At 38.6% G+C, this 26,195-nt stretch carries 23 protein-coding genes; 5 read left to right on the top strand and 18 right to left on the bottom strand.

Annotated features, from left to right (window positions below):
* The 4 genes from FCS21_RS14090 to fabB form a co-directional block, all read right to left on the bottom strand.
* On the bottom strand, positions 1–2,112 hold a 2,112-nt coding region (locus tag FCS21_RS14090), incomplete at its 3' end, for a FimV/HubP family polar landmark protein (RefSeq protein ID WP_138624181.1).
* Positions 2,113–2,762: 650 nt separating this feature from the next.
* A complete protein-coding gene (locus FCS21_RS14095; RefSeq protein WP_138624182.1) occupies positions 2,763–3,782 on the bottom strand; it encodes an aspartate-semialdehyde dehydrogenase in 1,020 nt (339 codons plus the stop codon).
* Positions 3,783–3,799: 17 nt separating this feature from the next.
* The gene (locus FCS21_RS14100) at positions 3,800–4,996 is read right to left on the bottom strand and encodes a 4-phosphoerythronate dehydrogenase (protein ID WP_138624183.1); all 1,197 of its coding nucleotides are present in this window, start codon (positions 4,994–4,996) and stop codon (positions 3,800–3,802) included.
* A gap of 214 nt (positions 4,997–5,210) precedes the next feature.
* Positions 5,211–6,422, bottom strand: a complete 1,212-nt coding sequence (gene fabB / locus FCS21_RS14105) for a beta-ketoacyl-ACP synthase I (protein ID WP_138624184.1) — start codon at positions 6,420–6,422, stop codon at positions 5,211–5,213.
* A 262-nt stretch (positions 6,423–6,684) separates the two neighbouring features.
* Here fabB and mnmC1 point away from each other — a divergent pair, with 262 nt between their 5' ends.
* Positions 6,685–8,025 (top strand): FAD-dependent 5-carboxymethylaminomethyl-2-thiouridine(34) oxidoreductase MnmC1, encoded by a 1,341-nt coding sequence (gene mnmC1 / locus FCS21_RS14110; RefSeq protein ID WP_138624185.1) that lies wholly within the window; start codon positions 6,685–6,687, stop codon positions 8,023–8,025.
* Positions 8,026–8,068: 43 nt separating this feature from the next.
* Here mnmC1 and FCS21_RS14115 read toward each other — a convergent pair whose 3' ends face one another.
* The 9 genes from FCS21_RS14115 to FCS21_RS14155 all read right to left on the bottom strand — a co-directional run bounded on the left by FCS21_RS14115 (position 8,069) and on the right by FCS21_RS14155 (position 16,193).
* Entirely contained in the window at positions 8,069–8,422 is a 354-nt protein-coding gene (locus FCS21_RS14115; protein ID WP_138624186.1) for a YfcL family protein, read from the bottom strand.
* 36 nt (positions 8,423–8,458) lie between these two features.
* The gene (locus FCS21_RS14120) at positions 8,459–9,619 is read right to left on the bottom strand and encodes an ATP-NAD kinase family protein (RefSeq protein ID WP_138624187.1); all 1,161 of its coding nucleotides are present in this window, start codon (positions 9,617–9,619) and stop codon (positions 8,459–8,461) included.
* Positions 9,606–10,205, bottom strand: coding sequence for an elongation factor P hydroxylase (locus FCS21_RS14125; protein ID WP_138624188.1), 600 nt, complete (start codon positions 10,203–10,205; stop codon positions 9,606–9,608). The genes FCS21_RS14120 and FCS21_RS14125 overlap by 14 nt, the downstream gene beginning before the upstream one ends.
* A gap of 172 nt (positions 10,206–10,377) precedes the next feature.
* Positions 10,378–10,713, bottom strand: a complete 336-nt coding sequence (locus FCS21_RS14130) for a Na+/H+ antiporter subunit G (RefSeq protein ID WP_171035716.1) — start codon at positions 10,711–10,713, stop codon at positions 10,378–10,380.
* Positions 10,714–10,719: 6 nt separating this feature from the next.
* A complete protein-coding gene (locus FCS21_RS14135) occupies positions 10,720–10,989 on the bottom strand; it encodes a K+/H+ antiporter subunit F (RefSeq protein WP_138624190.1) in 270 nt (89 codons plus the stop codon).
* On the bottom strand, positions 10,983–11,519 hold the full coding sequence (locus FCS21_RS14140; RefSeq protein ID WP_138624191.1) for a Na+/H+ antiporter subunit E: 537 nt from the start codon (positions 11,517–11,519) through the stop codon (positions 10,983–10,985). Before FCS21_RS14140 ends, FCS21_RS14135 begins: the two co-directional genes overlap by 7 nt.
* Positions 11,519–13,036: a monovalent cation/H+ antiporter subunit D gene (locus FCS21_RS14145; protein ID WP_138624192.1), complete on the bottom strand. Its 1,518-nt coding sequence runs from the start codon at positions 13,034–13,036 to the stop codon at positions 11,519–11,521. Before FCS21_RS14145 ends, FCS21_RS14140 begins: the two co-directional genes overlap by 1 nt.
* The gene (locus tag FCS21_RS14150) at positions 13,033–13,401 is read right to left on the bottom strand and encodes a Na+/H+ antiporter subunit C (RefSeq protein ID WP_118056212.1); all 369 of its coding nucleotides are present in this window, start codon (positions 13,399–13,401) and stop codon (positions 13,033–13,035) included. The genes FCS21_RS14145 and FCS21_RS14150 overlap by 4 nt, the downstream gene beginning before the upstream one ends.
* A complete protein-coding gene (locus FCS21_RS14155; RefSeq protein ID WP_138624193.1) occupies positions 13,401–16,193 on the bottom strand; it encodes a monovalent cation/H+ antiporter subunit A in 2,793 nt (930 codons plus the stop codon). The genes FCS21_RS14150 and FCS21_RS14155 overlap by 1 nt, the downstream gene beginning before the upstream one ends.
* A gap of 319 nt (positions 16,194–16,512) precedes the next feature.
* Here FCS21_RS14155 and FCS21_RS14160 point away from each other — a divergent pair, with 319 nt between their 5' ends.
* Positions 16,513–16,980: an Lrp/AsnC family transcriptional regulator gene (locus tag FCS21_RS14160; protein WP_138624195.1), complete on the top strand. Its 468-nt coding sequence runs from the start codon at positions 16,513–16,515 to the stop codon at positions 16,978–16,980.
* Positions 16,981–17,323: 343 nt separating this feature from the next.
* On the opposite strand, the gene dnaJ is transcribed toward FCS21_RS14160, so the two are convergent.
* From dnaJ to grpE, 4 genes are all read right to left on the bottom strand, one after another.
* On the bottom strand, positions 17,324–18,451 hold the full coding sequence (gene dnaJ / locus FCS21_RS14165; protein ID WP_138624196.1) for a molecular chaperone DnaJ: 1,128 nt from the start codon (positions 18,449–18,451) through the stop codon (positions 17,324–17,326).
* Between the two features lie 250 nt (positions 18,452–18,701).
* Positions 18,702–20,621, bottom strand: a complete 1,920-nt coding sequence (gene dnaK, locus FCS21_RS14170; RefSeq protein ID WP_138624198.1) for a molecular chaperone DnaK — start codon at positions 20,619–20,621, stop codon at positions 18,702–18,704.
* Positions 20,622–21,009: 388 nt separating this feature from the next.
* Positions 21,010–21,501, bottom strand: a complete 492-nt coding sequence (locus FCS21_RS14175; RefSeq protein ID WP_138624199.1) for a TlpA disulfide reductase family protein — start codon at positions 21,499–21,501, stop codon at positions 21,010–21,012.
* A gap of 228 nt (positions 21,502–21,729) precedes the next feature.
* Positions 21,730–22,365, bottom strand: coding sequence for a nucleotide exchange factor GrpE (grpE, locus tag FCS21_RS14180; RefSeq protein ID WP_138624201.1), 636 nt, complete (start codon positions 22,363–22,365; stop codon positions 21,730–21,732).
* A 158-nt stretch (positions 22,366–22,523) separates the two neighbouring features.
* Between grpE and nadK the strand changes: the two genes are divergently transcribed.
* From nadK to FCS21_RS14195, 3 genes are all read left to right on the top strand, one after another.
* On the top strand, positions 22,524–23,405 hold the full coding sequence (gene nadK, locus FCS21_RS14185; protein ID WP_138624203.1) for an NAD(+) kinase: 882 nt from the start codon (positions 22,524–22,526) through the stop codon (positions 23,403–23,405).
* Positions 23,406–23,557: 152 nt separating this feature from the next.
* Positions 23,558–25,243, top strand: coding sequence for a DNA repair protein RecN (recN, locus tag FCS21_RS14190; RefSeq protein WP_138624205.1), 1,686 nt, complete (start codon positions 23,558–23,560; stop codon positions 25,241–25,243).
* Between the two features lie 119 nt (positions 25,244–25,362).
* Complete coding sequence (locus FCS21_RS14195) at positions 25,363–25,734, top strand: outer membrane protein assembly factor BamE (protein ID WP_138624207.1); 372 nt, start codon at positions 25,363–25,365, stop codon at positions 25,732–25,734.
* Between the two features lie 54 nt (positions 25,735–25,788).
* Here FCS21_RS14195 and FCS21_RS14200 read toward each other — a convergent pair whose 3' ends face one another.
* Complete coding sequence (locus FCS21_RS14200) at positions 25,789–26,193, bottom strand: RnfH family protein (RefSeq protein WP_371287247.1); 405 nt, start codon at positions 26,191–26,193, stop codon at positions 25,789–25,791.
* Positions 26,194–26,195 lie beyond the last annotated feature (2 nt).

The following is a 26,195-nucleotide window of genomic DNA, read 5'->3' on the forward strand; positions in this document are numbered from 1 at the left end:
ATCGCTTAGCTCAGTATTGCCATCGTCTGCCGCTGGTGTTTCACCTGACATTGACTCAAGTAAGGCATCAATATCATCAGGATCGCTTAGCTCAATATTGCCATCGTCTGCCGCTGGTTTTTCACCTGACATTGACTCAAGTAAGGCATCAATGTCATCAGGATCGCTTAGCTCAGTATTACCATCGTCTGCCGCTGGTTTTTCACCTGACATTGACTCAAGTAAGGCATCAATGTCATCAGGATCGCTTAGCTCAGTATTAGCATCGTCTGTGTTAGCATCATCGTTATTACTATCGTCTGGTTTTGCTGCTCGCTCAACCTTATTAGCCTCGTCTGCAACAGGTTTTTCTACCGCCGGTGCTGTTTCTGCCGCTGGCGTTTTACCTGACATTGACTCAAGTAAAGCATCAATGTCATCAGGATCGCTTAGCTCAGTATTAGCATCGTCTGTGTTAGCATCATCGTTATTACTATCGTCTGGTTTTGCTGCTCGCTCAACCTTATTAGCCTCGTCTGCAACAGGTTTTTCTACCGCCGGTGCTGTTTCTGCCGCTGGCGTTTCACCTGACATTGACTCAAGTAAAGCATCAATATCATCAGGATCGCTTAGCTCAGTATTAGTATCGTCTGTGTTAGCATCATCGTTATTACTACCGTCGGGTTTTGCTGCTAAAGGCTCTGCGGCCTTTTCTGTTACTTCATTTTTTGTTTCACTTTTAGCTTCATTGTTACTTTTAGCCGGCTCTTCAAAAGCGAGGTCATCATCATCGATATCATCTAAACCATTAAGTAGCTCATTTAAATCATCTTGATTTAATTCACCTCCTTCAAGCTCTTCACTAACTGGTGATTGTGTTTTGTCTGTCTCTTCATCTAAACCTGATAACAACGAGTCTAGATCATCTTGATCTAATTCTCCGCCTTCAAGAGGTTCACTATCATCATCTAATAAAATGTCTTCAAGATCATTTAAGTCATCGTCGTCATCTAAATGAATAACATCGTCATCGACCAAGATGTCATTATCAATTGCTAAGTCATCTTCTAGGCCTAACTCATCTTCAAGCGAGACTTCATCATCAAGCGACAAATCAAGTTCATCATCTAAACTCAATTCATCATCGATTGATAAATCAAGCTCATCAGCCAGAGATAATTCTTCAGCTGCACTGTCCTTCGTTGCTTTAGCGGGCTCTTTTTTAGTGTCTAATTCATTAAAGAAAACTTCATCTGAGGCTTGCTTTCTACGTTTAAACAACAACGCTAATAATGAGAGTATTAGCGCTGCTGGCATAGTGCCCATTACTATTTTAAACCATAAACTTGAAGTCATACTTTGCTCTGCGAGCTCTGCTTGTTGCTTCTCTAGTAACAGCTCTTTTTCTCGGGCTTCCGCTTTAGCTAAGAGTGCCTGCTGCAATGTGATCATATCGTTCATTTGCAACTTTATTTCTTTAGCTTTTGCTACTTCATCTTGCATAACACTAAGCTTGTCATTAAAGACATTGAGACGCTGACGTAAGTTATCATTCTCTTTTAAAATGGCTTGTAAACCATCAATAGAGTCTGAGATATCATTTTGAATAGTCGCTAAACGTTGTTGCTGCTGACCGTCAATTTTTTGTAATTGATCATTAATTTCGGTTTTAACTGTCTCTAAGTCTTTTTTCTGAATACTAGGCTCTTTCGAAATAATTTTCTCAACCGGTTTAGGCTGTATTTTTTCCCAAGCTTTTTCGTCATCTAACGACTTTTGCTTAGCGGTATTAGTATTTATTGCCATCATTTTACTAAACGATGGAATATTTAACGTTTGGCCTTCAACTAGGTGATTGATATTGTTATCAAGAAATGCCTGAGGGTTTTCTTGATATAACGCCTGCATTACTTGGTAGACACTTAAGCGTTTATCAGGACGAACCCGAGTAGCAATGTTCCACAAGGTGTCTTTCCCGGTAATAGGGCCATATTGATTATAAGGGGAAACATCAATACTTTTAGGACCTCGTAGACGAATGCCACCTTCTTCTTCAGCACTGACAGGGAAATGGACTGTAAGTATGCCAATAATAATCGCCTGCCATAGGCACAGACGTAAAAATTTTTGCATGAAGAGGTTCCTAATTTAACGTATTTAAGTTTATACCAAGCTAGCTAATAAACGACATTGGTATTAGTACATGGTAACGCCAAAAAAATAGCGCATTTTGTCTAGTTAATGTCGAGTTAAAGCTTAGTAAATACTTAACGACTAGATATTAACTAGTCTGAGCTGGTTTAAAATACTATTGCAATATTTGTTAGTACTATTGCACCTGCAATGTTTGTTCCATAAAAAGATTAACTAACAAAATAGTCATTCATCAGATAATAACAAACTCTGTCAATAAGTCTTCTGTTTTTGTAACGCTGAGGTAAACCACATGCTGTTTTGGTTTAATAGCAACGGATTCATTTATTGATTATACCATTGTGTATAAAAAAGTGACCACTTAGAACGGCATTGACGACATTAGCACAAATAAAATTTGTGAAGTTATCATGGTGACCATGCGTTCCCAGATGGCGAGCTTTCTTATACAGGTTGGTATTAGGTTATCGCTGTATTAGCGAGCTTAGCAACTAAGAAACTAACACTAAAACAAAAAACTCGCCAGCTAACCATATAATTTCGATTAACTGACGAGTTTTAGGATGTTAACTTTTATAATGATAATACGGTAATTGCATTACTCTAATAAAAATATTAACGTAGAAAGCTTAGCTTAAATGATCTTTTATCAATAATTCAGCTATTTGTACGCTATTAGTTGCCGCACCTTTGCGGACATTATCCGCCACAATCCACATATTAATACCACAGTTATGGCTAATATCTTCACGAATACGGCCAATATAGGTTTCATCTTTACCGCTAGCATCACCAATTTGAGTGGGGAAGTCTTCATCATTACGACAAACAACAACACCTGGTGCTTTCTCTAATAAGTCTTTAACTTCTTCAGCTGATATAGGTGAATTAGTTTCAATGTGCAACGCTTCACCATGACCAAAGAATACCGGCACACGTACTGCAGTAGGGTTAACTAATACATTGTCATCGGCTAAGATTTTCTTCGTTTCCCACACCATTTTCATTTCTTCTTTGGTGTAACCATTTTCTAAGAAAACATCAATTTGCGGGATAACATTAAATGCTATTTGACGTGAAAAGTTTTTACTTTCTACAGGCTTGCCACTAAGTAAATCAGCTGTTTGCTTGGCTAATTCATCCATAGACTCTTTACCGCCACCAGACACTGACTGATAAGTACAAACGTTAACACGGCTAATACCTACCGCATCATGAATAGGCTTTAACGCCACCATCATTTGAATAGTTGAACAGTTAGGATTGGCGATGATATTTCGGTTACGGTATTCACCCAGTGCTTCAGGATTAACTTCTGGTACCACCAGCGGAATATCTGCCTCGTAACGAAACTCAGAAGTGTTATCAATAACGATACAACCTGCTTCACCGGCTATTGGCGCAAACTTAGCAGAAATTGCACCACCAGCAGAGAAAAAGCCAATTTGTGCTTTGCTAAAATCAAAATGGTCAGCATCAAGTACTTCAATACTTTCGCCTTTAAATTCAATTATCTCACCGGCAGAGCGAGCACTTGCTAGCGGGTAAAGTTTATTAATAGGAAAATCTCTTTCTTCTAAGATTTCCATAATGGTTTTGCCAACTAATCCAGTTGCGCCAAGTATACAAACATCGAATTTCTGTGCCATGATCCTCTCTCTTCTAATTAAACGTTTTTGCTAAAGCCTAAGCGATGTGGCACATCACTGAAGGTATTGGATAACAAGGTAACGGTAACCGCAGAAAATTCCCGACGAACTGGGTAATTCTTGCGTAAATTATCGAAACCTTGTACAAATAATTGCTGACGAAATATTGCATCGTCTCGTCTGACATCGTAAACCATTTTCACCAACTGGTTTAGTAGTATTTGGTTAAAATCTTGATTAATTTCAATTGCAGGGATACTTGCCGATGGTAAAAAATCAGTTAGCTGATATTTTGGTGGAATCACTAACTGCTGACATAATGCCTGATAGAGCATTTCACTACCACGGGCTTTTCCTTCTAAGCTATAACCAGCAATGTGCGCTGTTGCTATTTCGGTGTAGGAAATTAAGGATTCAAGCACATTTGGCTCACCTTGCCAAACATCTAATACCACTTTTACGCCATGACCTGCTTTTTTAAGTGCCAGTAAAGCATGATTATCTATCACATCTCCGCGACAAGCACTGATCAATATTTGATCATCGCGCAGTAAAGCAAGATTTTCTGCATTGAGTAACTTATAGGTAGGGTGTTCGCCACCTTCAACTTTAGGCACATGCAATGAAATAACATCACAAGCTAGCACATCGCTTAGTGGTACATACGCTCTATTATCAACAGAGCCATCAGTGGTATTAACAGTGCTTTGCTCCGCTTGTTTTTTCTCTAATAAGGGATCACATATTTTATAACGAATGCCCAAAGCGGCTAACTTTTCACTTAAACGAGTACCCGTATTACCACCACCAACAATACCTACCGTGAGTGATGATAAATCAAATAAATAACGCTCGGCTAATACCACTAAGGCACTTAATACGTATTCAGCTACTGAAATAGCATTACAACCTGGGGCTGAATGAAAAGTTATATTACGTTTTTCAAGATAAGTTAAATCAACGTGATCGGTACCAATAGTGGCACTACCAACAAAAGAAATTTTCTCGTTAAGATGTAATAGTTGCTCATTAACCTCGGTAATTGAGCGTACTAAAAGTACATCAGCATCAGCGACTTGCTCAGCGGTTAAAGCTCGTCCGGAAAAGGCAACTAGTTCACCTTGTTCATGACCATTAGTCCCTCTATCAAGCTGACAAAGTTCACTAAAGAACTCTTTAGCAAATGGCATGTTTTCATCATAGTATATTTTCATTCGTTATCATCACTTTACTAAAAGCGTTCAAGCGCTATAAAGGGCTGGCATTGCTAATACCAGTTTCATTAATCAGATAATTAATGAGATTGTTATAATGGAGTCTATCAAATTTAAGCTATAAAAAAACCACGTTTAAGATGACTTAACGTGGTTAATTTTTTATTTAGCGTGATTTATAAGGGCAAGTTAACTTACAAAGTAGCTTGCTAAGTTATTTATATTTTTGCATAACCAAAGTAGCATTAGTACCACCAAAGCCAAAGCTATTTGACATCACAAGATTTAGCTCAACATCACGTTTGTCAGTAACAATATCTAAACCTTGTGCTTGCTCATCTAAGTTATCAATGTTAATTGATGGTGCTACAAAGTTGTTTTCCATCATTAAAATTGAGTAAATAGCTTCGTGAACACCCGCGGCGCCAAGTGCATGACCAGTCATTGCTTTAGTCGCACTAATTGCTGGTGAGTCTTCACCAAATAATTCTTGAATAGCACCTAATTCTTTTACATCACCTACTGGGGTAGAAGTACCGTGTGTATTTAAGTAATCAACTTTACCTTCAACACCTTGCATTGCTTGTTGCATACAACGAACAGCGCCTTCGCCACTTGGCGCTACCATGTCATAACCATCTGAAGTTGCGCCATAGCCAACAAGTTCGGCGTAAATATGAGCACCACGCGCTAAAGCATGTTCTAACTCTTCAACGACAACCATACCGCCACCGCCAGAAATAACAAAACCGTCACGATCCGCATCATAAGTACGCGAGGCTAGTTCAGGTGTATCATTACGACCTGCTGATAATGCACCCATGCCATCAAACATCATCGCTAGTGACCAATGAACTTCCTCACCGCCACCGGCAAAAACAACATCTTGTTTACCTAACTGGATAAGCTCCATCGCGTTACCAATACAGTGAGCACTAGTTGCGCAAGCTGAGCTAATTGAATAGTTAACACCTTTAATTTTAAATGGTGTAGCTAAACAAGCAGACACAGTGCTACCCATAGTTTTTGGCACTGCATAAGGACCTACACGGCGAATACCGCGGCTGCGAAGTGTATCGGTTGAAGCAACAATATTTTCAGAGGATGCGCCACCAGAGCCAGCAACAATACCTGTGCGAACATTCGATACTTGCTCTTGTGTTAATTTTGCATCTTTAATCGCTTGATCCATGGCTATGTAAGCATAACCAGCGGCATCCCCCATAAAACGAATAGCTTTACGGTCAATATGATCTTTAATATCAATAGCGGGTTTACCCCACACTTGGCTACGAAGACCTTGCTCTGCAAAACTTTCAGAGTGTGAAATGCCTGATTTACCGGCTTTTAATGAGGCTAATACTTCTTCAGCATTATTACCAATACTTGAGACTATACCTAAGCCTGTTATTACAACACGTTTCATTTAGCTAACCATCTATAATTATAAAAATTTTGAGCTATTATACTCGTAATAGCGATTGAACTGGTATTACGAGTTGCTTATCACAACAAAAACCAGCGTACACTTGTACTCTATAATATGATATCCATGCTAATATATCTACGATATTTTACTTATCTGTCGTTATTTTCTGATCAACATCAATATTTCGGGTAAAATAGCTAGCCTGAATTATAGAGTTTGAAATGTCTAGATAACTTAACAACAATCTAAAGTCCCTTCAATGAACAATGCAGATAAAAAAAACAATAGCCCTTTAACGACAAAAGGTTATCAGTTAAGAGCAAACGTTACCAAGGTACAACACGTTAGTATTATTGGCGGCGGTATTGCCTCAGCTTGTCTTGCTTATGGCTTAACAAAACTAGGTATCAAGGTAACCTTGTATTGTAAAGACTCAACATTGGCTCAAGGCGCTTCTAGTAATGCGATTGGGGCTGTATATCCTTTGTTATATAAACAAGCTGATAGTATAAGCTTATTTTATCAACAGGCATTTTGGCGCGCTAAAGCACTTTATAGTGAAATTGCCGAACAAGGTTATTCTTTTGCCCATCAGTGGTGTGGTTTACTCGAAGTTTCTTATAAAGAAACACTCATTAACAAGCAAAAAGCCTTTGCACACTTTAATAGTTGGTCAAAAGACCTAATCCATAGCGTTGATGCTAAACAAGCCAGTGAGTTGGCTAATATAGCTATCCCTTATGGCGGACTTTTCATGCCAAATGCTGGCTGGATAGCGCCAAAAGAACTAGTACATAGTATTTTTAAGGCGGCAGAAGCAACTAAATACTTAACAATAGTGACCGACACTCAGGTAAGCAAAATACAACAAATAGCCGATGCCGAGACCTCGGTGACAACCAAAGAAAGTAACAGTAACCGTGCTTGGCGCTTATATACTAACCAAGGTGAATATAGCGCTAGCACACTGGTTATATGCGCAGGCGCTGATGCTATTGAAATAGAGCAGCTTAAAACACTCCCTATTACCGCGACCCGTGGCCAAATAACCAGCATGAACAGTAACAAAAAAATAAGTAAGCTGGCTACAGTCATTTGCCATAAAGGCTATTTAACGCCTGCACATAACGGTATTCATTGTATTGGGGCTACGTTTCAAATAAATGACACGAACCTAAACACCAATAAAGCTGATGATCACTATAATTTAGCCATGTTAGCTAAGTGCTTGCCTGAATTATCGGCAAACATTAACTGGCAAGAGCAAGATATTTCATCGAGTAAAGCAAGACTACGTTGTATGTCACAAGATCACTTACCACTTGTCGGTGCAATGCCTAATATTAGCGAACATAAAAAAGCTTATGCACATTTAGCTAAAGATAAAAACTGGAAGTATAGCCAAGTAGCACCAAGTATAAACAACTTGTATATGCTTATTGGATTAGGCGCGCGGGGTTTGTGTTCAGCGCCATTAGCAGCAGATATTTTAGTCGCAGAATTAACTAACACGCCCTACCCCGTGGATAACGACATGTTATTTAGTTTAAGCCCTAATCGCTTTATTATTAGGGACATCATTAAACAAAAAATCAGTTAATACCTTCAGATAAAGCAGTAGTTTGAGTAAAGGTTATTTTATCTTATTGCAGCACTATTCTTTGTTGAGTTGCTAACCAAAAGTTAGTCACAATGGCGTAATCTTGTGGCGATAACTCTAACTTTGCTTGCTTGGCTTTTTCGGTCACCGCCTCAACTAGCGCTGCTGAAATGACTTGACTCTCGTCGCCAAAATCAGTCGCAACTAAAGAAAAGAAGCCACGTAAGTAACCGCCTGCAAATAAGGTATCACTATCAGAGTCAAGCTCAAATAACGCGTCTAAATAGTGATAAAAATCGGCAACGGTGATTAACGGTTTTGTGGCAATATCAGCAGTGCTTTCGTTAGTTGCGCTAGTTGGAGTTGTATTCGCTGTATTAGTTGTATTAGTTGTCATATAAATCACTTTAAGTTTTTAGTTGGTCATCGTTAATTATTGCGGACTAGCAAGCGGATAAAGCACTTGGTCTTTATAGCCAGTGGTAATAGTCATAAAGCCAGATAACTGCTGATCAAGCTCTATATCACCCGTATCACTGAGCAAAGGTTTATTGCCTAGCGCCGCTAACTTAGCCTTAGTCGCCAAAATAATAATATTATCACGACCACCAGACTGCGCTAAAATAGCGCGAATAATACGAGGACTTAATTGTTGATTACCTCGGCCAAAAACATGCCCTTGCCCGCCAATTAAAGTAATAACTAACTGACTTAAACCTGAGTGGTCTGTTATCGCTTGATAAAGCGCAGCTTCGGTTACATCACTGGTAATCAGTGTTTGTTCCCTAACAATATCAACGCCGAGCAAGGTGTTAGCTAGCCCTAATTCACTCATTAAAAAAGCGGTAGTAGAGCCAGAGCCAATAATAAATTGTCGCTCGCCGTGGTCGTTCATTTCTTCAATAACATTAGCGGCAATATCTTGTAAAACCAGATCATCACTTTCTATGCCGCCAGACTTAACCGCTTGCACATAACGTAACTCACTTGGAATTTTCATCTCACTGTAGCGCTTAGCTTTAACGATCCCCTGCCTGAATAAGCGCTCGTCTATATCCATAACATCACCCGTCGTTAACGTTACTAACTCCTTGGTGACCATTAATTCAATGATACGACCTGCCGCTTTAGGCGTAATAGCATAAACGCCCGAGTGTATTTTACAACCAGCTGGAATACCTAACACTGGCACAGCTTGGTAATCATCATTAGCAACCACGTTGGCGATATCTCTAGCGGTGCCATCACCACCAGCAAATAATATAATATCAACGCCCTGTGCTAACAAAGCCTGTGCTGCTAATTGGCTATCTTGACTATCAGTCTGCTCATTTGTAGCTTGATAGATTACTTCTACGTTAAAACCAAGGTCCGTTGCACATTGCTCCCCCATCAAGCCACTGGCGGTATAAATGACAATGTTATCTTTATAAGGTAATAAAACCTCTAGCGCCAAAGTAGCTCTAATATTAGCTTGTGGCTTAGCACCCAAGGCTAAAGCATGCATTACCATACCGTCGCTGCCTTTAAGCGCAACACTACCACCAATGCCAGCAATAGGGTTGATGATAAACCCGAGCTTAAAACACTTCATGTAGATATTCCTTTTCAGTCAAATCAAACGATTTGTTAGCTTTATTATGACGCTGCACATCAACACTAAATTGCTCTGCCGTTAAAGGTGAGCTGCTTTGATAAAAATGTATTAGCGCATCAATGAACTGCTGTGCGCGCGGCGGAAAACCTGTTTCAATAAAAGCTAACACTTGTTGGTGCACTTTTACTTTAAAACCATTGGTATCGCCAAGGTAACCATTAAGATTATCTGCTGAGGTATTAAATTGTTTTTGTACAGCAACGTTAAAAGCCCATTCAATGGCTTGTGGGATCACTTCAACCTGCTCAAATTTCTGTTGTTGTTTCTCATTACGGCCATCAGGAATATACCAGTAGCCGAAGTCTTCTAATAAACGCCTTTGTGCTCCGGCATAACACCAATGGGCAATTTCATGCAAAGCACTTTCATAATAGCCGTGGGCAAAAATTATTTGATGATGGGCACAGTTAGCGTCTGCAGGTGCATATAAGGGTTCATCGTCGCCTCTGACTAACTTGGTATTGTATTGCTGAAAAAATACTTGCTCGAATAAAGCAATAAGATCTTGATAATTGTGCTGCATATAGTGGGTCTATGTTCTAATAACGTATAACTTTGTAGGGTTGATATAGCTTGTATGATTTGTTTATAAGCGAGTTAGCTTTAAACGTGCTTTTTAAACATAGCTTTCTCAAAAAACACTCACAGTGCTACTTACGGTGCTATAGAGATTACTCGTAAAGCACCGTTAAATACTAAGCGGCATCCTCGACATTTTTTTTACCTTTAGTGCGTTCTACACTCTCAAGCTTATGATGAATAGCAGACTTAATCATCATATAAGCACTGATCGGTGCCGTGAGTAATAAGAACAGCGAAATAAGCACTTCTTTTACACTCATCCCCTCGTATGAAGTACTAAAAAAAATTATAGCCGCAGTTAATAATGCTGCCATGCCCAGTGTTGTTGCTTTAGTGGGTCCATGTAAGCGCATAAAAAAATCAGGCATTTTTACTAAACCGATAGAGCCTATCAGTACAAAAGAGCCGCCAATTAATAATAATATTGAAATAATCCATTCAGTCATCATTTACCCTTATTCTATAATGTCGCCACGAAGTAAGTACTTACATACAGCAACGGTACTTACAAAACCTAACATAGCTATTAACAGTGCTGCTTCAAAATATAAGGTAGTACCCATACTCATACCGTATAAAATAATCAAGGCAATAGTATTGATATACATAGTATCAAGAGCCAGTATTCTATCAGGTACTGAAGGTCCTATTAATAGCCGCCATACATTGAGTAATAGCGATAAGCCTATCATGGCAAATACAATTAAAATCACCGTTTCTAACATTGAAATATCTCCTTAAGCGGCGCTTCATAACGTTGCTTAATGGTATCTATTAAGGCCTGCTCATCGGTAAGGTTTAGCACATGTATCAGTAAAAATCGTTGCTCTGGCTGTTCACCTTTTTTTAAATTTTCATGCCAAGGGTATACCTCAGCGCTAACTGTACCTGGGGTTAATGATACCGTACTTGCCAAAATAGTAATGGGCATAGTATGTGTTAGATCTAACGGCACTTTGACAAAACCTGGTGTTAACCTTTTAGTTGGGCCTAAGATTAAAATAGCCACTTCAATATTAGCGGTAATAATATCATATAGCACTAGCATTAAATGACGTAATGCCAAGCCAGGCTTTATGATTAAGGGCTGTTTTGTTCTAAAAGGGCTAGTGGCTAATGGGATAACAATTGCTAAAATAACCGCTAATAAAATATGACCTGTTGAAACACTATTATTCAACAATAACCACACGATAAATAATAAAAGACTTAAAAAAGGCGTGGGGAGCCACTTAAACCTCGCTTCTAGCCGCATTATTGGCCTCCTGACAGAATAATATTAATGTTACTGTTAAAATCATGCAGTTGAGTAGCTGCACCAATAGCGTATTCACTTAATGGGCCAGCAAATATACTCATTAATGGCGCACTAGCAATAAGAATAAGTAAGGCTATCAGCTGCGTAGGATGAACACGTTCTTGTTCTGCCTCTGTTAACGGTTTTCCTTGATGGTGCCAGAAAACAGCGCTACCTGCTTTAGACACGCTAAACAGTACCGCTAAGCTAGCAAATAAGTACACTGGCCAAAAAACAACAATAAACTCAGTATCTAAAGTCGCTTTAAGTAACCACACTTTGCCAATAAAACCAGACAATGGCGGCATGCCAATAACCGCCACAGCAGCAATAACAAAACAAGCACCAAGTAGCTTAGGTTGAGCAACCCCTGGGCCGGCACTAATACGGTCAGCAACTTTTCCACGTTGACGACCAATTAAGTCCGCTAACAGAAACAGCGCTGCCGTAACTAAGGTTGAATGAACAATATAATAAATAGCCGCTGAACTTGCCTCAACGGTTTGCACCGCAATAAGTGCAACTAAAGTGCCTACCGATACAATCACCAAATTAGCGGCTAATTTTCGTAAATCTTTGCTGGCGAGCACACCTATAGCGCCCATGGCAATAGTGGCAATGGCTAACCACCATAACCAGGTTTGTGCCATATGACTTAATTCACCCGCTTCATCGCCAAAAATTAACGTATAAACACGCATCATTGAATAGACGCCAACTTTAGTCATAATGGCAAATAGCGCCGCAACAACAGGTATAGCGGTAGCATAAGTATTAGGTAACCATAAATGCAACGGCAATAAAGCTCCTTTTAACGCAAAGACTACCAACAGTAACAAGCCACCAATTTTAGCAAGGTAAACATCATCTCCTTGCAGGTGTGTTACTTTTTCTGCCATATCGGCCATATTCAGCGTACCTAATACACCGTATAAAACGCCTAAGGCAATTAAGAAAATAGCCGAGCCAACAAGGTTTAAAATGACATATTGCAAAGCTGCTCGGGTATTTTTCTTATCGCCGCCATGCATTAATAAAGCATAAGAGGCAATCAATAACACTTCAAAAAACACAAACAGGTTAAAGGCATCGCCCGTTAAAAACGCACCATTTACCCCTAAGATTAAAAAATGGATTAATGGATGAAAAAAGCTACCCTTGTGATCATCACCAGCACTGGCGTATAAGGTACAAACAACCCCTAGCAATGCCGTTAAACACACTAACAATATTGATAGCTGATCGGCCACTAGTACAATGCCAAAAGGTGCACTCCAGTCACCAATAGCGTAAATTTGTGGGCCTTGTGCTTGTACTTTGAGTAACAACAGTAAGGATACTAAGAGGGTGACTACACTGAGTGTTACCGAGGTAACCCTTCGGCTAGTTTTCGTTTTACCAAAGGGAGATACCAATAAAACCACACCGGCCAACATTGGTAATAACACCGGTAAAAATGTCAAATGCTGGTTCATACTTTGACCTTTTTATTCTTATCGTTATTATTGTTATTAGTGATAGGAAATTCACCATCAACATGATCACTACCTAAATCTGAACGTCCTCTAATGGCTAATACCACCACAAAAGCGGTCATGGCAAAACCGATAACAATCGCGGTTAACACAAACGCTTGCGGTAACGGATCAGCATACTCGGTGCCCGTGCCCAATACTGCCGCCTGATTAAAGCTAAGACGTCCAGAAGAAAACAAAAACAAGTTAACTGCATAAGACAACATGGTAAGTCCTAAAACCACCGGAAAAGTGCGTGAACGTAATATAAGAAAAACGCCACAAAATACTAAAACCCCAACGCAGGATGCATAAAGTAATTCCATTAAACCTTCACCTCTTCTGTAGGCGTATTTGTCGTTAATTTACCCAGACTTGCCAAAATCATTAATGTTGCTCCTACTACCGTAATATAAACACCTAAATCAAATACTAAGGCACTGGCAAGTTCAATTTCACCAATAAAAGGAATATCAAAATAATCAAACCACGTGGTCATGAAGGGTCGATTAAAGAACCAACTCCCAACACCCGTAAATAAGGCAATAGCAATACCCGCAGCTATAATTTTGCGATAATTAATGGTTAAACGCTCAGCAATCCAATGTGAACCATGTGCTATATATTGCAAAATAAAGGCAACTGCAGTCACTAACCCTGCGATAAAGCCACCACCTGGCAAGTTATGACCACGCAAGAAGATATAAAATGATACCAGTAATGCCAGTGGCAATAATGACTGCGAGATACTCGCTAATAAAACAGGGTAACGCTCTTTCGCCCAAGGTCGCCCTTCACTATCACTGGTTGGCATAAATAAAGGTAAGTTAAGTAACAATTTATAAATACCTAATGCGGCAATACCCAAGACACTAATTTCGCCTAAGGTATCAAAACCACGAAAATCAACCAATATGACATTGACTACGTTAGTACCACCGCCGCCTGTTTTAGCATTGGCTAAGAAAAACTCAGAAATAGTATCTAATGGACGAGTAATTAAGGCATAGCAAATACTTGCAACAACAACACCCAAAGCACCCGATATAGCTAGGTCGCGTAACACTCGCATAGAGCTAGACTCTTTTGGCGAGTGTTGCGGTAAGAAAAACAGCGCTAACATCAACAAAATAATGGTTACTACTTCCACGGTTAATTGCGTTAAGGCTAAATCGGGCGCTGAAAAACGGGTAAAAGCAACAGATACCATTAAGCCAACCACCGAAAGCATTAACAATGACACCACACGTGTGCGATACCAAATGACGGTACAAACAGCACCAATCATCAGTAATGCTGCCCCCATGGCATTATGAACATCAATAGGCGTAGGTTGTTTTTGTCCAACCAACTGATTCATTTCAAACAATGGCCAGCCCGCTACAAGTAATACCACCACAAACATCAGCATTAAGTAACGTTGAAGTGAACCATTTTCTATCGCGTTAATTTTTCGCTGAGACCACTTAGTCATCGCATAGATGGTTTCATCAAAGCCTTTTTTAGCATTTAATGAAGGGAGTGACGCTTGAAATTGAAATAAGTAACGACGTTGTGTATAGAGTAATAATCCGCCGCCAACGGCAATGGCACTCATCAATAACGGTAAGTTAAATCCATGCCATAAAGACACTTTAAACTCAGGCACATAACCACCTAATACTGCAAAAGAAGCCGCCTTTAAAATATCGTCAATAACAAAGTTAGGGAAAATACCAACAAGTAAACACAGCGCAACTAATATTTCAATCGGCACTCGCATATAGCGCGGTGGTTCACTGGGTTGTTTTGGTAAGTTGATAGGATCGCCATTAAAGAATACATCATGAATAAAGCGTGCTGAATAAGCCACGGCTAAACCACCAGCAATAGTTGCTAATACAGGGATAAGCCAAGACATAGAGCCAAGTAACTGTTGATGTAAGGTTTCGGCAAAAAACATTTCTTTAGATAAGAAGCCGTTTAGTAATGGTACGCCAGCCATCGCTGCTGCGGCAACCATGGCCAAGGTTGCGGTGTAGGGCATAAATCGCCACATACCGTTAAGCTTTCGCATATCCCGCGTACCTGTTTCATGGTCAATAATACCCGTGGCCATAAACAAAGAAGCTTTAAAAGTAGCGTGGTTAATTATATGGAAAATAGCGGCAACCGCAGCAAGCTCAGTATTTAAGCCAAACAACAAGGTAATTAAGCCTAAATGACTGATAGTTGAATAAGCTAACAACCCCTTTAGATCATGCTTAAATAACGCGACATACGCGCCAAATAACAAAGTAGCAAGCCCGGTTAAACTCACCGTAATAAACCATATATCAGTGCCCGCCAACGCTGGATAAAAACGGGCTAATAAAAAAATACCAGCTTTAACCATAGTCGCTGAATGTAGATAGGCACTGACTGGTGTTGGCGCCGCCATAGCGTGGGGTAACCAAAAATGAAAAGGAAATTGTGCCGATTTAGTAAAAGCACCCAGTAGAATTAAAATCAAGGTAACTTCATACCAAGCATGTGCTTGAATAATATCTCGACTAGCTAAAATAACATCTAAGTTATAACTACCGACAATATTACCTAATAACAGCAAGCCGGCAAGTAAAGCTAAACCACCACCACCGGTAATAGTTAACGCCATTACTGCGCCTTTGCGTGCTTCAGCTTTATGCCACCAATAGCTGATTAACAAAAACGAGCTAATGCTGGTCAGTTCCCAAAAAAACCATAGCTGAATAATATTATTCGACATAACAATGCCTAACATTGCTGTCATAAATAACATCAAATAAGCGTAAAGCTTAGGCATAGAGTCATTACTACTTAAGTAATAACGGGCATAAAAAATAACTAATATACCAATCCCTAAGATCATAAAGACAAACAACAGCGCTAAACCATCTAAACGAAACGCGATATCGATGCCCAGCAATGGGATCCAAGATATGGTGTCACGAATAACGTCACCCGAGAATACCGCTGGTGCTAAGCTAATCGTTATTAATAATGCAATAATAGGTGTTAACAGCGTCAATGCCGTTGATTGATTACGTGTTAGCTTTCCCGTCATTGAAGAAATAATACTGCCAAATAAGGATAGCAAGGGTATCCAAAGCAAAGTCATAGAGTAAACCTTTTGTTATTTTTATAATTATTTTTTTAGCTAGAAGTAATGATATCGAGAGAGATATAACTAAGCCATAATATGTCACAATGGCTAGCACTGGCAAACATTATTAGCATGATTTTTCATACTAACTTTACCACGACATCACACAGTTTTCACATCGAAATACTCAAAATAATTCGGATAATAAGATTATTTACGTCAAAAATTCAAATAATAAACTATTTAACTAGTCTCACTTTGTATATTAAGTATAATATTTATCTGACTAAACGTAACAAAATGTATTAAAACCTATTAAATTTACAGGTGACAAATGAAGAAGCTCGATAGCATCGATTTACAAGTATTATCTATACTCTATGATGATGCAGATATTACCAATAAAGAACTAGCCGCTAAAATTGGCATTGCCCCTTCTACCTGTTTAGAGCGCGTAAAGCGCTTAAAAGTTAATGGTGTCATTAAAGGCGCTTTTATTGATGTTAATTTAAAAACCATTGGCGGTAATATAGAAGCGATTGCTGCGATTCGTTTACAGCCATACTCTGAAGAAATTGTTAATAAATTACGTGATGACTTATTAACCTATCCGGAAATACTCAACTTGTATCATATGGGGGGGAGTTATGACTACTATATTCATATGTCGGTCAAAGACAGTGAGCATTTACGTCAATTTGTCTTTAAGAACATTACCTCGCGCGATGAAGTCACTACCGTAGAAACATCGCTAGTGTTTGATCATAGTCGCAGTGGCATACTGCCTAACTTTAAAAAGTAACGTGTCTAATACCAGTTTCATTAATTATGTGGTCTATTTTATACGCAGGGAAAACGACCAAATATAAGGCATTTATTTTAATAACTAGTTGTTCTACTTATTAAATAAATAACGCAGTAGTTGGTTGTTTTAACCAGTAGAAATGATCAGATAATTAATGAGATTGGTATAACCTTAGGTAGCAAGCTATTGACGGTGAAAGTAAGTTCTCGAGCATACCTATTGAGAAAGCATAAAAAAATCCCACTGTTATGGTGACATAACAGTGGGATTTTTATTAACTAAACTATCTACCAAGCTGACTATCAGCCATAATTAACAAACAGTTTGAGCCTTTTAGCTTTTAACCTTTAAGATCATCAAAAAACTTCTTAACCCCGTCAAAAAAACCAGTTTCTTTAGGGCTGTGTTTTTTGTTGCTACTAGCCATTTTTTCTTCTAACTGGCGTAACAAGTCAGCTTGATCACCTGATAAATTCACCGGTGTTTCAATAACCACTTTACACATTAAATCACCAGTAGAAGTACTACGTACCGATTTAACACCTTTGCCACGTAAGCGGAACATTTTGCCTGTTTGTGTTTCTTTAGGTACTTTCAGCTTAACTTTTCCGCCAAGTGTTGGTACTTCAATTTCACCACCTAACGAGGCGGTAACAAAGCTAATAGGTACTTCACAATATAAATGGTTTTCATCACGAACAAAAATCTCGTGATCACGCACATTTACTTGCACATATAAATCACCGGTTGGTGCGCCATGCTCACCCGCTTCACCTTCGCCTGACAAACGAATTCTATCGCCGGTATCAACGCCCGCAGGAATTTTAACAGATAATGTTTTCGTTTTTTCAACACGGCCTTGACCACGACATGAAGTACACTTATCGGTAATAACTTTACCTTTACCACTACAAGTAGGACAAGTTTGTTGTACCGCAAATAAGCCTTGACGCATTTGCACCTGACCATGACCATGACAAGTGCTACAAGTTTTAGCCGAGGTACCTTTTTTAGCGCCTGAACCATCACAAGGCTCACAACTGACATAGGTAGGTACTTTAATTTCTAAGCTTTTGCCTTTAACCGCATCTTCAAGTGATAATTCAACGTTGTAACGTAAATCTGAACCACGTTGTTGACGTTGGCGACCGCGACCGCCGCCGCCAAAAATATCACCGAAAATGTCGCCGAAATCTTGACCAAAACCACCACCGTGACCTCCGCCACCGCCGTGACCACCTTGCTCAAACGCGGCATGACCATATTGGTCATAAGCAGCACGTTTTTGGTCGTCATTGAGGATTTCATAAGCCTCTTTAACTTCTTTAAACGTTTCTTCTTTAGACTTGTCACCTTGAGTACGGTCAGGGTGAAATTTCATGGCTAATTTTTTATAAGCTTTTTTAATTTCTTTTTCAGAGGCGTCTTGGCTAACCCCTAATACTTCATAATAATCACGTTTTGACATAAATATATTTCTTTACTTCAAGTTGATTGAGACTAATTTTCTTCATTGCTCCATGAATGCAAAAGGTATCACGATAATAATCAAGAAAATCAACACCAAATAAAATTAACGGTTGATTTATAAGCAAAAAGCGTCGAGAAATATCGACGCTTTACTATGAAAACCTTTCTTATTGAAACATAGATTAGTTAAGACATAGCTTAGCTTTTTAACGGCTAAGATTAACAGTTAACCTTAGCCAATCAAAAAGTTACTTGTCGTCTTTAACTTCTTCAAATTCAGCGTCAACTACATCATCAGCTGGAGCAGCGTCGGCATCAGCAGAGCCTTCAGGTGCGCCTTGTTGAGCTTGTTGTTTAGCTTGAGCAATTTCCATTAACTTAGCTGAAGCTTCCATAAGCGCTTGCGTTTTAGCATCAATGTCTTCTTTGTCATGACCTTTAATGGCTGTTTCAAGTTCAGTTAATGCAGTTTCAATTTTTTCTTTGTCTTCGCTTGGTAATTCATCGCCCGCTTCTTCAACTTGCTTGCGAGTAGAGTGAATCATACCATCAGCTTGGTTACGTGTTTGCACTAACTCTTCAAACTTAGCATCTTCATCAGCATTAGCTTCAGCATCACGTACCATTTGTTCTACTTCATCATCTGATAAACCAGAAGAAGCTTTGATAGTAATTTTTTGCTCTTTACCGGTATTTTTATCTTTAGCCGTTACATGTAAGATACCATCAGCATCAATATCGAAAGTTACTTCGATTTGTGGCGTACCACGTGGTGCTGCATCAATACCTTCAAGGTTAAATTGACCTAAAGATTTATTTGCCGCCGCTTGCTTACGCTCACCTTGAACAACATGAACCGTTACCGCTGATTGGTTATCATCAGCTGTAGAGAACGTTTGTGATTGCTTAGTAGGGATGGTGGTGTTTTTGTCGATAACTTTCGTCATCACGCCGCCCATTGTTTCAATACCAAGTGATAATGGTGTAACGTCTAATAAAAGAACGTCAGTTACATCACCTGAAAGAACACCCGCTTGAATCGCTGCACCTGCTGCTACAGCTTCGTCAGGGTTAACGTCTTTACGTGGTTCTTTACCGAAGAATTCAGTAACCGCTTTTTGTACCATAGGCATACGAGACTGACCACCAACTAAGATAACGTCATTCACGTCACTTACTGATAAGTCTGCATCTTTAAGTGCTTGTTTAAGTGGTACTAAAGTTGCCTTAACCATATCTTCAACTAAAGATTCTAACTTAGCACGTGTCACTTTAATGTTCATGTGCTTAGGACCTGAACCATCAGCAGTGATGTAAGGTAAGTTAACATCTGTTTGTTGTGCTGAAGACAATTCACATTTAGCTTTTTCTGCCGCTTCTTTTAAACGCTGCATTGCTAAAGGATCAGTGGTTAAATCCATACCTTGGTCTTTCTTAAACTCAGCTACTAGGTAGTTAATTAAACGGTTATCAAAATCTTCACCACCTAAGTGAGTATCACCATTAGTCGCTAATACTTCAAAGGTATGCTCGCCATCAACTTCGTCAATTTCAATGATTGAAATATCGAATGTACCACCACCTAAATCGTAGACTGCAACAACTTTGTCGCCTTCTTTTTTGTCCATGCCATAAGCAAGGGCAGCAGCTGTTGGTTCGTTAATAATACGTTTAACATCAAGACCCGCAATACGACCAGCATCTTTTGTTGCTTGACGTTGTGAGTCGTTAAAGTATGCCGGCACAGTAATTACCGCTTCAGTTACTTTCTCGCCTAAATAGTCTTCAGCTGTTTTTTTCATTTTCTTTAAAACTTCAGCAGAAACTTGTGGTGGAGATACGTTTTTGTCACGTGCAGTAACCCAAGCATCGCCGTTGTCTGCTTTAACAATACCAAATGGCATTATTTTAATATCACGTTGTACTTCTTCGTCATCAAAACGACGACCAATTAAACGTTTGATCGCGAATAATGTATTTTTTGGGTTAGTAACTGATTGACGCTTAGCAGGTTGACCTACTAACGTTTCGCCATCTTCCGTGTAACCAATAATTGAAGGTGTAGTACGATCACCTTCAGCATTTTCAATAACACGTACACTGTCGCCGTCTAATACAGCAACACATGAGTTAGTTGTTCCTAGGTCAATACCGATAATTTTGCCCATCTTGGGAGCTCCTATGCGTAAGTCTTTATTTAAACAGAGCCTAAATAGACTACTAATTAAATAAAGTTATTTTAATTAAATTGTTTGTTGAATTAGAAGTGGGGTCTGCAAAATGCTTTTCAATAGATAAATTTAATATTTTTTACTTTTTGTTACGATTAAACGAAAAAACAGGAAGAAATGCGTGTTTTTGAAGTGTTCGCTATTTATTTTTATTGGTAGTGTGGATAAATCTGGTCAAAATATTAGAAACAGTAACCTTACGTTATAAGTATTAGCGTAACGTAAGGTTACTTGGTTGTTAATTAACCCCAATAAATCTGTATTAATGACTATCACTATTTTATATTACCCAAAACCTAATCAAAAAAGACCAACATTATGGCGTTTATCTTTTAGTAATCTCTTGTAATGCTAAGTCAAAGCGAGGGTCATCAGGATTTGAACTAGACGTTTTGAAAATAACTTCATGTTGTCTATTAATGAAAAATGTTGTTGGTGTTCCTGCAACTTTATAAAGCTTGGCAACGGTTTCTCCGTTAACTGCTGTTATAAAATCGTATCCTCTGCGCTGAATTTCATCTTGAGGTAATGTACCTTCATCTTCGTTAAAACTTATCGCTATCAACACTACGCCTTGTGCTTGATATTTTTTTTGTAAGGCATCTAAGGTAGGTTGTATTTTTTTACAATAGGGACACCACGTTGCCCAAAAATGAACAATAACCGGCTTATTTTTGTACTGACCTAAACTAATAGTCTCGCCGCTTTGTGTTGTTAACTGCCAAGGTTTAGCGGCTTCATTCGCATAAGTATTAGTGCTCAATGTTGCTATTAACATAGCCCCTGCAAAAAATATCGTTTTAAAAAGAGTGTTCATTATAAGTAAGCGCGTAAGTAGGTGGTATTGTAGAAGACCTGATTTTTACTAACAACTTTCATCCTTAGATAAATTACCTCTATAAAACCAATAGGAACAAAATAAAGACAAAAAAAAAGTAAAGAGATAATCTCTTTACTTTTTATGAAGTTTTGCTGTTTTATTTACAAGCTCATTACTTAAAACCAGCTATGTAAAAGCTATTTAGTTTTAAAGAACTAGCTAAAATTACGCCGTAGCATCAACGCTTGGTGCTGCTTTAGATACCATCACCATCGCAGGACGAATTAAACGACCATTTAATTCGTAACCTTTTTGCATTACTGCAATAACCGTATTAGCAGCTACACCTGGCACTTCTTGCATAGACATTGCTTGATGCAGTTCAGGGTTAAAAGGTTCATCTTGCGGATTAATCGCTTTAATAGCAAATTTTTCTAATGAAGAAATCAAACCTTGTAAAGTCAACTCAACACCTTCAACAATACTTTTATTATTTTCATCATCTTTATCAATATTTTCAAGCGCGCGTTCTAAGTTATCAACGCTTGTTAACATCTCAACAGCAAACTTTTCTAAGGCAAATTTACGTGCTTTATCGACATCTTGAGCTGCACGGCGGCGAATATTGTCCACTTCTGCTTTAGCACGAATAACTGAATCTTTTTGATCAGCAACCGTAGATTGCGCTGAAGCTAATGCTAATTCAAGCTCATTAATTTTCTCTTGCTCAGCACTAATAACCTCATGGGCATGTTCATGTTGCTCTTCAACTTGCTCTTCTGCTTGTTGTACAATTTCATCGGCCAATTGCTCAGGGGTAAGCACTTGTTCGTTATTATCTTTTGTTGACTCTGTTGTCATGGGAAAACCTCAATTTTTGAACTAATGGTGATAGTATGGGGATTCTCTAAAATGATTCAAGCTTGATTTAAAAACATTTTATAAAAAAGTGAACTTTACAACAGCTAAGAATCAAGCGAAACTGACCTTAACCCCAGTAAAATAAGTAAATTATCGTTATGGCTCAACTTTATAAAACTATCGGCCTTATTGGCAAACCCAACCATGATGGCGCAAGTGCTACCATAAAAACGTTACATGACTATTTAGTCGCCAATGACTATCAAGTTATTATTGAGTTCTCAGCAGCGCAATCTCTCGATATAAAAAAAATGACCACGGGTACCTTAACCGATATTGGCGAGCAAGCTGATCTTGCGATTGTTATTGGTGGTGATGGTTATATGCTTGGCGCAGCACGCGTGCTTGCTTGTTTTGATATTGGTGTTATCGGCGTAAACCGCGGTAATTTAGGTTTTTTAACTGACCTATCGCCTACTGATATCATTGAACCATTACAACAAATATTAGCCGGTAAATCGCGCAGTGAACAACGCTTTATTATTGAAGCTGAAGTATATCGCCACGGCAAACTCAAAAGCTCAAACAGTGCGGTCAATGAAGCCGTACTTCATGCTGGTAAAGTCGCCAATATGATTGAATTTGAAGTGTATATAGACGGCGCTTTTATGTTTAGCCAACGATCTGACGGCTTAATTATTGCTACCCCTACAGGGTCGACTGCTTATTCAATGTCTGCTGGCGGTCCTATTTTAACACCAAACTTAAATGCGCTATCGCTTGTACCTATGTTTCCACATACGTTAAGCAGTCGCCCTATTGTTGTTGACGGTAATAGTGAAATTAAGCTAATACTTGCTCATGATAATCACGACCACTTACAAGTAAGTTGTGATGGTCATGTTATTTTGTCGGTGATGCCTGGCGATGAGGTTATTATCAAAAAAAGTGACTGCAGTATTCGTTTAATTCACCCCTTAGATCATGATTACTTTAAAGTATTACGTAACAAGCTCAGCTGGGGTAATAAACTTTACTAACATTTGTCAAAAACGACTACGTAAGAATCACGAATAACGTATCAACAACACCAGTAAAAAAGAAGCAAATTGTGATAAATAAGCTTGAATAAAAACCAATACCTGTATAAATTAACAGTTACTGGTTTTTTATTCATGCTTAAGGGTTCACTATGCTATTGCAGCTTAACATTCAAAATTTTGCCATTGTTCGTTCATTAGATATAGATTGGCAACCCGGTATGACCACAATTACCGGTGAAACTGGCGCAGGCAAGTCAATTGCCATTGACGCACTGGGCTTATGCTTAGGCGAGCGAGCAACTAGCAACGTTGTCAGACCTAACTGCAAAAAAGCTGACTTAGCAGCGACCTTTGAAACAAAAAAAAATAAAGTAGCCCGTGCTTGGTTAAAACAGCATGAGCTCGATGCCGAGCATGATAGTGAATGTATACTAAGGCGCGTTATTTCTGCTGAAGGTCGCTCAAAATCGTATATCAATGGCAGCCAAGTACCGTTAGTACAATTAAAAGAAATTGGCCAACTATTAATTAATATTCACGGTCAACATGATCACCAACTGATTGTTAAAGCCCATCAGCAATGTCGCTTACTTGATAACTACGCTAATCATACCCCTTTACTTAATGGTGTTAAGCATTATGCACAGCAATGGAATAAGCTGAATAAAGAGCTAGAAATACTACAAAAAAATAAACAACAACGTGAAGCAGAGCAACAACTTATTCAGTACCAAGTTACTGAGTTAGATGAATTTTCATTGCAACCCGATGAGTTTGCTACGTTAGAGCAAGACTATAAACGCCACAGTAATGCTCAAGATTTACTTGACTCTACCCTGAGTTCATTACAAATATTATCTGAAAATGATAATTTTAATATTTTAGATTCATTAAGAGAATGCTGTGAAAATATCAACTCAATTGCACGTGTTGACAAACAATTAAACGACGTTGCTGTATTACTAGAAAACTCATTAATTCAATTAGATGAAGCCAGCAGCGATTTACAACATTATTATCAGCAATTAGAATTAGACCCACAAAATTACGCCATTATTGAAGAGCGCTATTCCACTGCTTTACAATTAGCAAAAAAACACCAACTCTCACCGGAAAACTTGGTTGATTTTCATAGTGAATTAAAACAACAACTTGCTTCAATCTCTGATGACGAAACCCGCATCAATACCATTATTGAAGAGTTAGAACAGACTAAGCTCCACTACAATGAAAGCGCGGCAGCCTTATCATGTTCAAGAGAAAAGTCAGCAAAAATACTGAGCAATTTAATCAGTAAAAGCATGCAAGAATTAAATATGCCTCATGGCCAGTTTGTTATTGCCGTTGAAAATAACAAGCAGCAAAGCAATGGCAAAGAAACGGTAAATACCAATGGGGTAGATACCATCAGCTTTAAAGTGAGTATCAATCCAGGACAAGCACTAGAAGCCATGCATAAGGTTGCCTCAGGAGGCGAGTTATCGCGTATTAGTTTAGCAATGCAGGTTATTTTAGCTGATAAAGTAATTACACCAACGCTCATCTTTGATGAAGTTGATGTTGGCATTAGTGGCCCAACAGCTGCAATGGTAGGTAAAAAACTTAAGCAGCTGTCTAAAAATACCCAAGTTATTTGTGTTACCCATTTACCTCAAGTCGCTTGTAAGGGGCATCAACAACTTTTTGTTAGCAAAACCACTGATGGTGAACTGACCGAAACTCAAGTAACTGAACTAAGTGCATCAAAACGTGTCAAAGAAATTGCCCGTTTACTCGCTGGCGATAAAATATCACAGTACAGCTTAGCTAACGCACAAGAGCTATTAGCGAGTTAAATTCATCAAAAAATTTAACTGACACTATAAATAGCTTTGAATCCAAGCTAGGCTTGGGTATCATCCCTGCTTAAACTTTTAGTCTGTTTTTCTGAGCTATTTAAAGGTAAATAAATTTTATGTATTTTCGTGTTGCTATTATCATTACCGCCCTAACCTTGTCTGCCTGCTCTAGCTGGGTTTATCGTTACGATGTTCCTCAAGGTAACTACCTTGAACAAAAAAGTATTGATAAGCTACAAGTGGGTATGACTAAAGAGCAGGTTAAATTTATTTTAGGTAGCCCTGTTATAGTAGATACCTTTGATGATGACACTTGGAATTACGTTTACAGACTAAAATCTGGCAGAGATAAATCTTTTGATCAGAGAAAACAATTTATTATTAAGTTTTCTAATGACTTATTAATATCTGCGTCTGGAGACTTTACATTATCAGATAAGTTCAATACACCTTTCAATACACTTGTCACTGAAGATAATAATGAGTAACTAGCGTATTAAAATAGTTATATTGTCAAAAAAGATATTAAAAAAAAGTTGTCGCTATTTATCAACTCTTAACGGGTTTACTCGACCACCGGTTGTTTTATCTGCCCGCCCTTCTAGTTTAGCTTTTTCTGCACGGCGTTTGCGCACATCTTTAGGATCAGCTATTAACGGTCGGTACACTTCAATTCTATCAAGGTCGTTTACTTCATCAGAAAGTTTAACCGCTCTATTCCAAATACCTACTTTATTAATACTTAAATCAATCTCAGGAAATAAGTCTATTATGCCTGACGCCATAATAGCCTGCTCTACTGTAGTATCCGCAGTCACTAATATCGTTAATATTTTTTGCTTATGAGGTACACCATAAACTACTTCTACGGTTACTTTTTCATCGACAACTCGCTCATCGCCCGTCACATCATCAGAGTGAGTGAACTCATTATTTGTTAACGTCACCA

This window comes from Colwellia ponticola (assembly GCF_005885605.1).
GTDB lineage: Bacteria > Pseudomonadota > Gammaproteobacteria > Enterobacterales > Alteromonadaceae > Colwellia > Colwellia ponticola.

Bases quoted from the DNA above. Each gene is read 5' to 3' on its own strand.
- FCS21_RS14130 (WP_171035716.1), bottom strand. From the start codon at position 10,713: ATGATGACTGAATGGATTATTTCAATATTATTATTAATTGGCGGCTCT.
- FCS21_RS14150 (WP_118056212.1), bottom strand. From the start codon at position 13,401: ATGGAATTACTTTATGCATCCTGCGTTGGGGTTTTAGTATTTTGTGGC.
- FCS21_RS14195 (WP_138624207.1), top strand. From the start codon at position 25,363: ATGTATTTTCGTGTTGCTATTATCATTACCGCCCTAACCTTGTCTGCC.
- FCS21_RS14100 (WP_138624183.1), bottom strand. From the start codon at position 4,996: ATGAAAATATACTATGATGAAAACATGCCATTTGCTAAAGAGTTCTTT.
- dnaK (WP_138624198.1), bottom strand. From the start codon at position 20,621: ATGGGCAAAATTATCGGTATTGACCTAGGAACAACTAACTCATGTGTT.
- FCS21_RS14155 (WP_138624193.1), bottom strand. From the start codon at position 16,193: ATGACTTTGCTTTGGATACCCTTGCTATCCTTATTTGGCAGTATTATT.
- FCS21_RS14125 (WP_138624188.1), bottom strand. From the start codon at position 10,205: ATGCAGCACAATTATCAAGATCTTATTGCTTTATTCGAGCAAGTATTT.
- FCS21_RS14120 (WP_138624187.1), bottom strand. From the start codon at position 9,619: ATGAAGTGTTTTAAGCTCGGGTTTATCATCAACCCTATTGCTGGCATT.
- dnaJ (WP_138624196.1), bottom strand. From the start codon at position 18,451: ATGTCAAAACGTGATTATTATGAAGTATTAGGGGTTAGCCAAGACGCC.
- grpE (WP_138624201.1), bottom strand. From the start codon at position 22,365: ATGACAACAGAGTCAACAAAAGATAATAACGAACAAGTGCTTACCCCT.
- FCS21_RS14135 (WP_138624190.1), bottom strand. From the start codon at position 10,989: ATGTTAGAAACGGTGATTTTAATTGTATTTGCCATGATAGGCTTATCG.
- fabB (WP_138624184.1), bottom strand. From the start codon at position 6,422: ATGAAACGTGTTGTAATAACAGGCTTAGGTATAGTCTCAAGTATTGGT.
- FCS21_RS14160 (WP_138624195.1), top strand. From the start codon at position 16,513: ATGAAGAAGCTCGATAGCATCGATTTACAAGTATTATCTATACTCTAT.
- mnmC1 (WP_138624185.1), top strand. From the start codon at position 6,685: ATGAACAATGCAGATAAAAAAAACAATAGCCCTTTAACGACAAAAGGT.
- FCS21_RS14095 (WP_138624182.1), bottom strand. From the start codon at position 3,782: ATGGCACAGAAATTCGATGTTTGTATACTTGGCGCAACTGGATTAGTT.
- recN (WP_138624205.1), top strand. From the start codon at position 23,558: ATGCTATTGCAGCTTAACATTCAAAATTTTGCCATTGTTCGTTCATTA.
- FCS21_RS14140 (WP_138624191.1), bottom strand. From the start codon at position 11,519: ATGCGGCTAGAAGCGAGGTTTAAGTGGCTCCCCACGCCTTTTTTAAGT.
- FCS21_RS14145 (WP_138624192.1), bottom strand. From the start codon at position 13,036: ATGAACCAGCATTTGACATTTTTACCGGTGTTATTACCAATGTTGGCC.
- FCS21_RS14115 (WP_138624186.1), bottom strand. From the start codon at position 8,422: ATGACAACTAATACAACTAATACAGCGAATACAACTCCAACTAGCGCA.
- FCS21_RS14175 (WP_138624199.1), bottom strand. From the start codon at position 21,501: ATGAACACTCTTTTTAAAACGATATTTTTTGCAGGGGCTATGTTAATA.
- nadK (WP_138624203.1), top strand. From the start codon at position 22,524: ATGGCTCAACTTTATAAAACTATCGGCCTTATTGGCAAACCCAACCAT.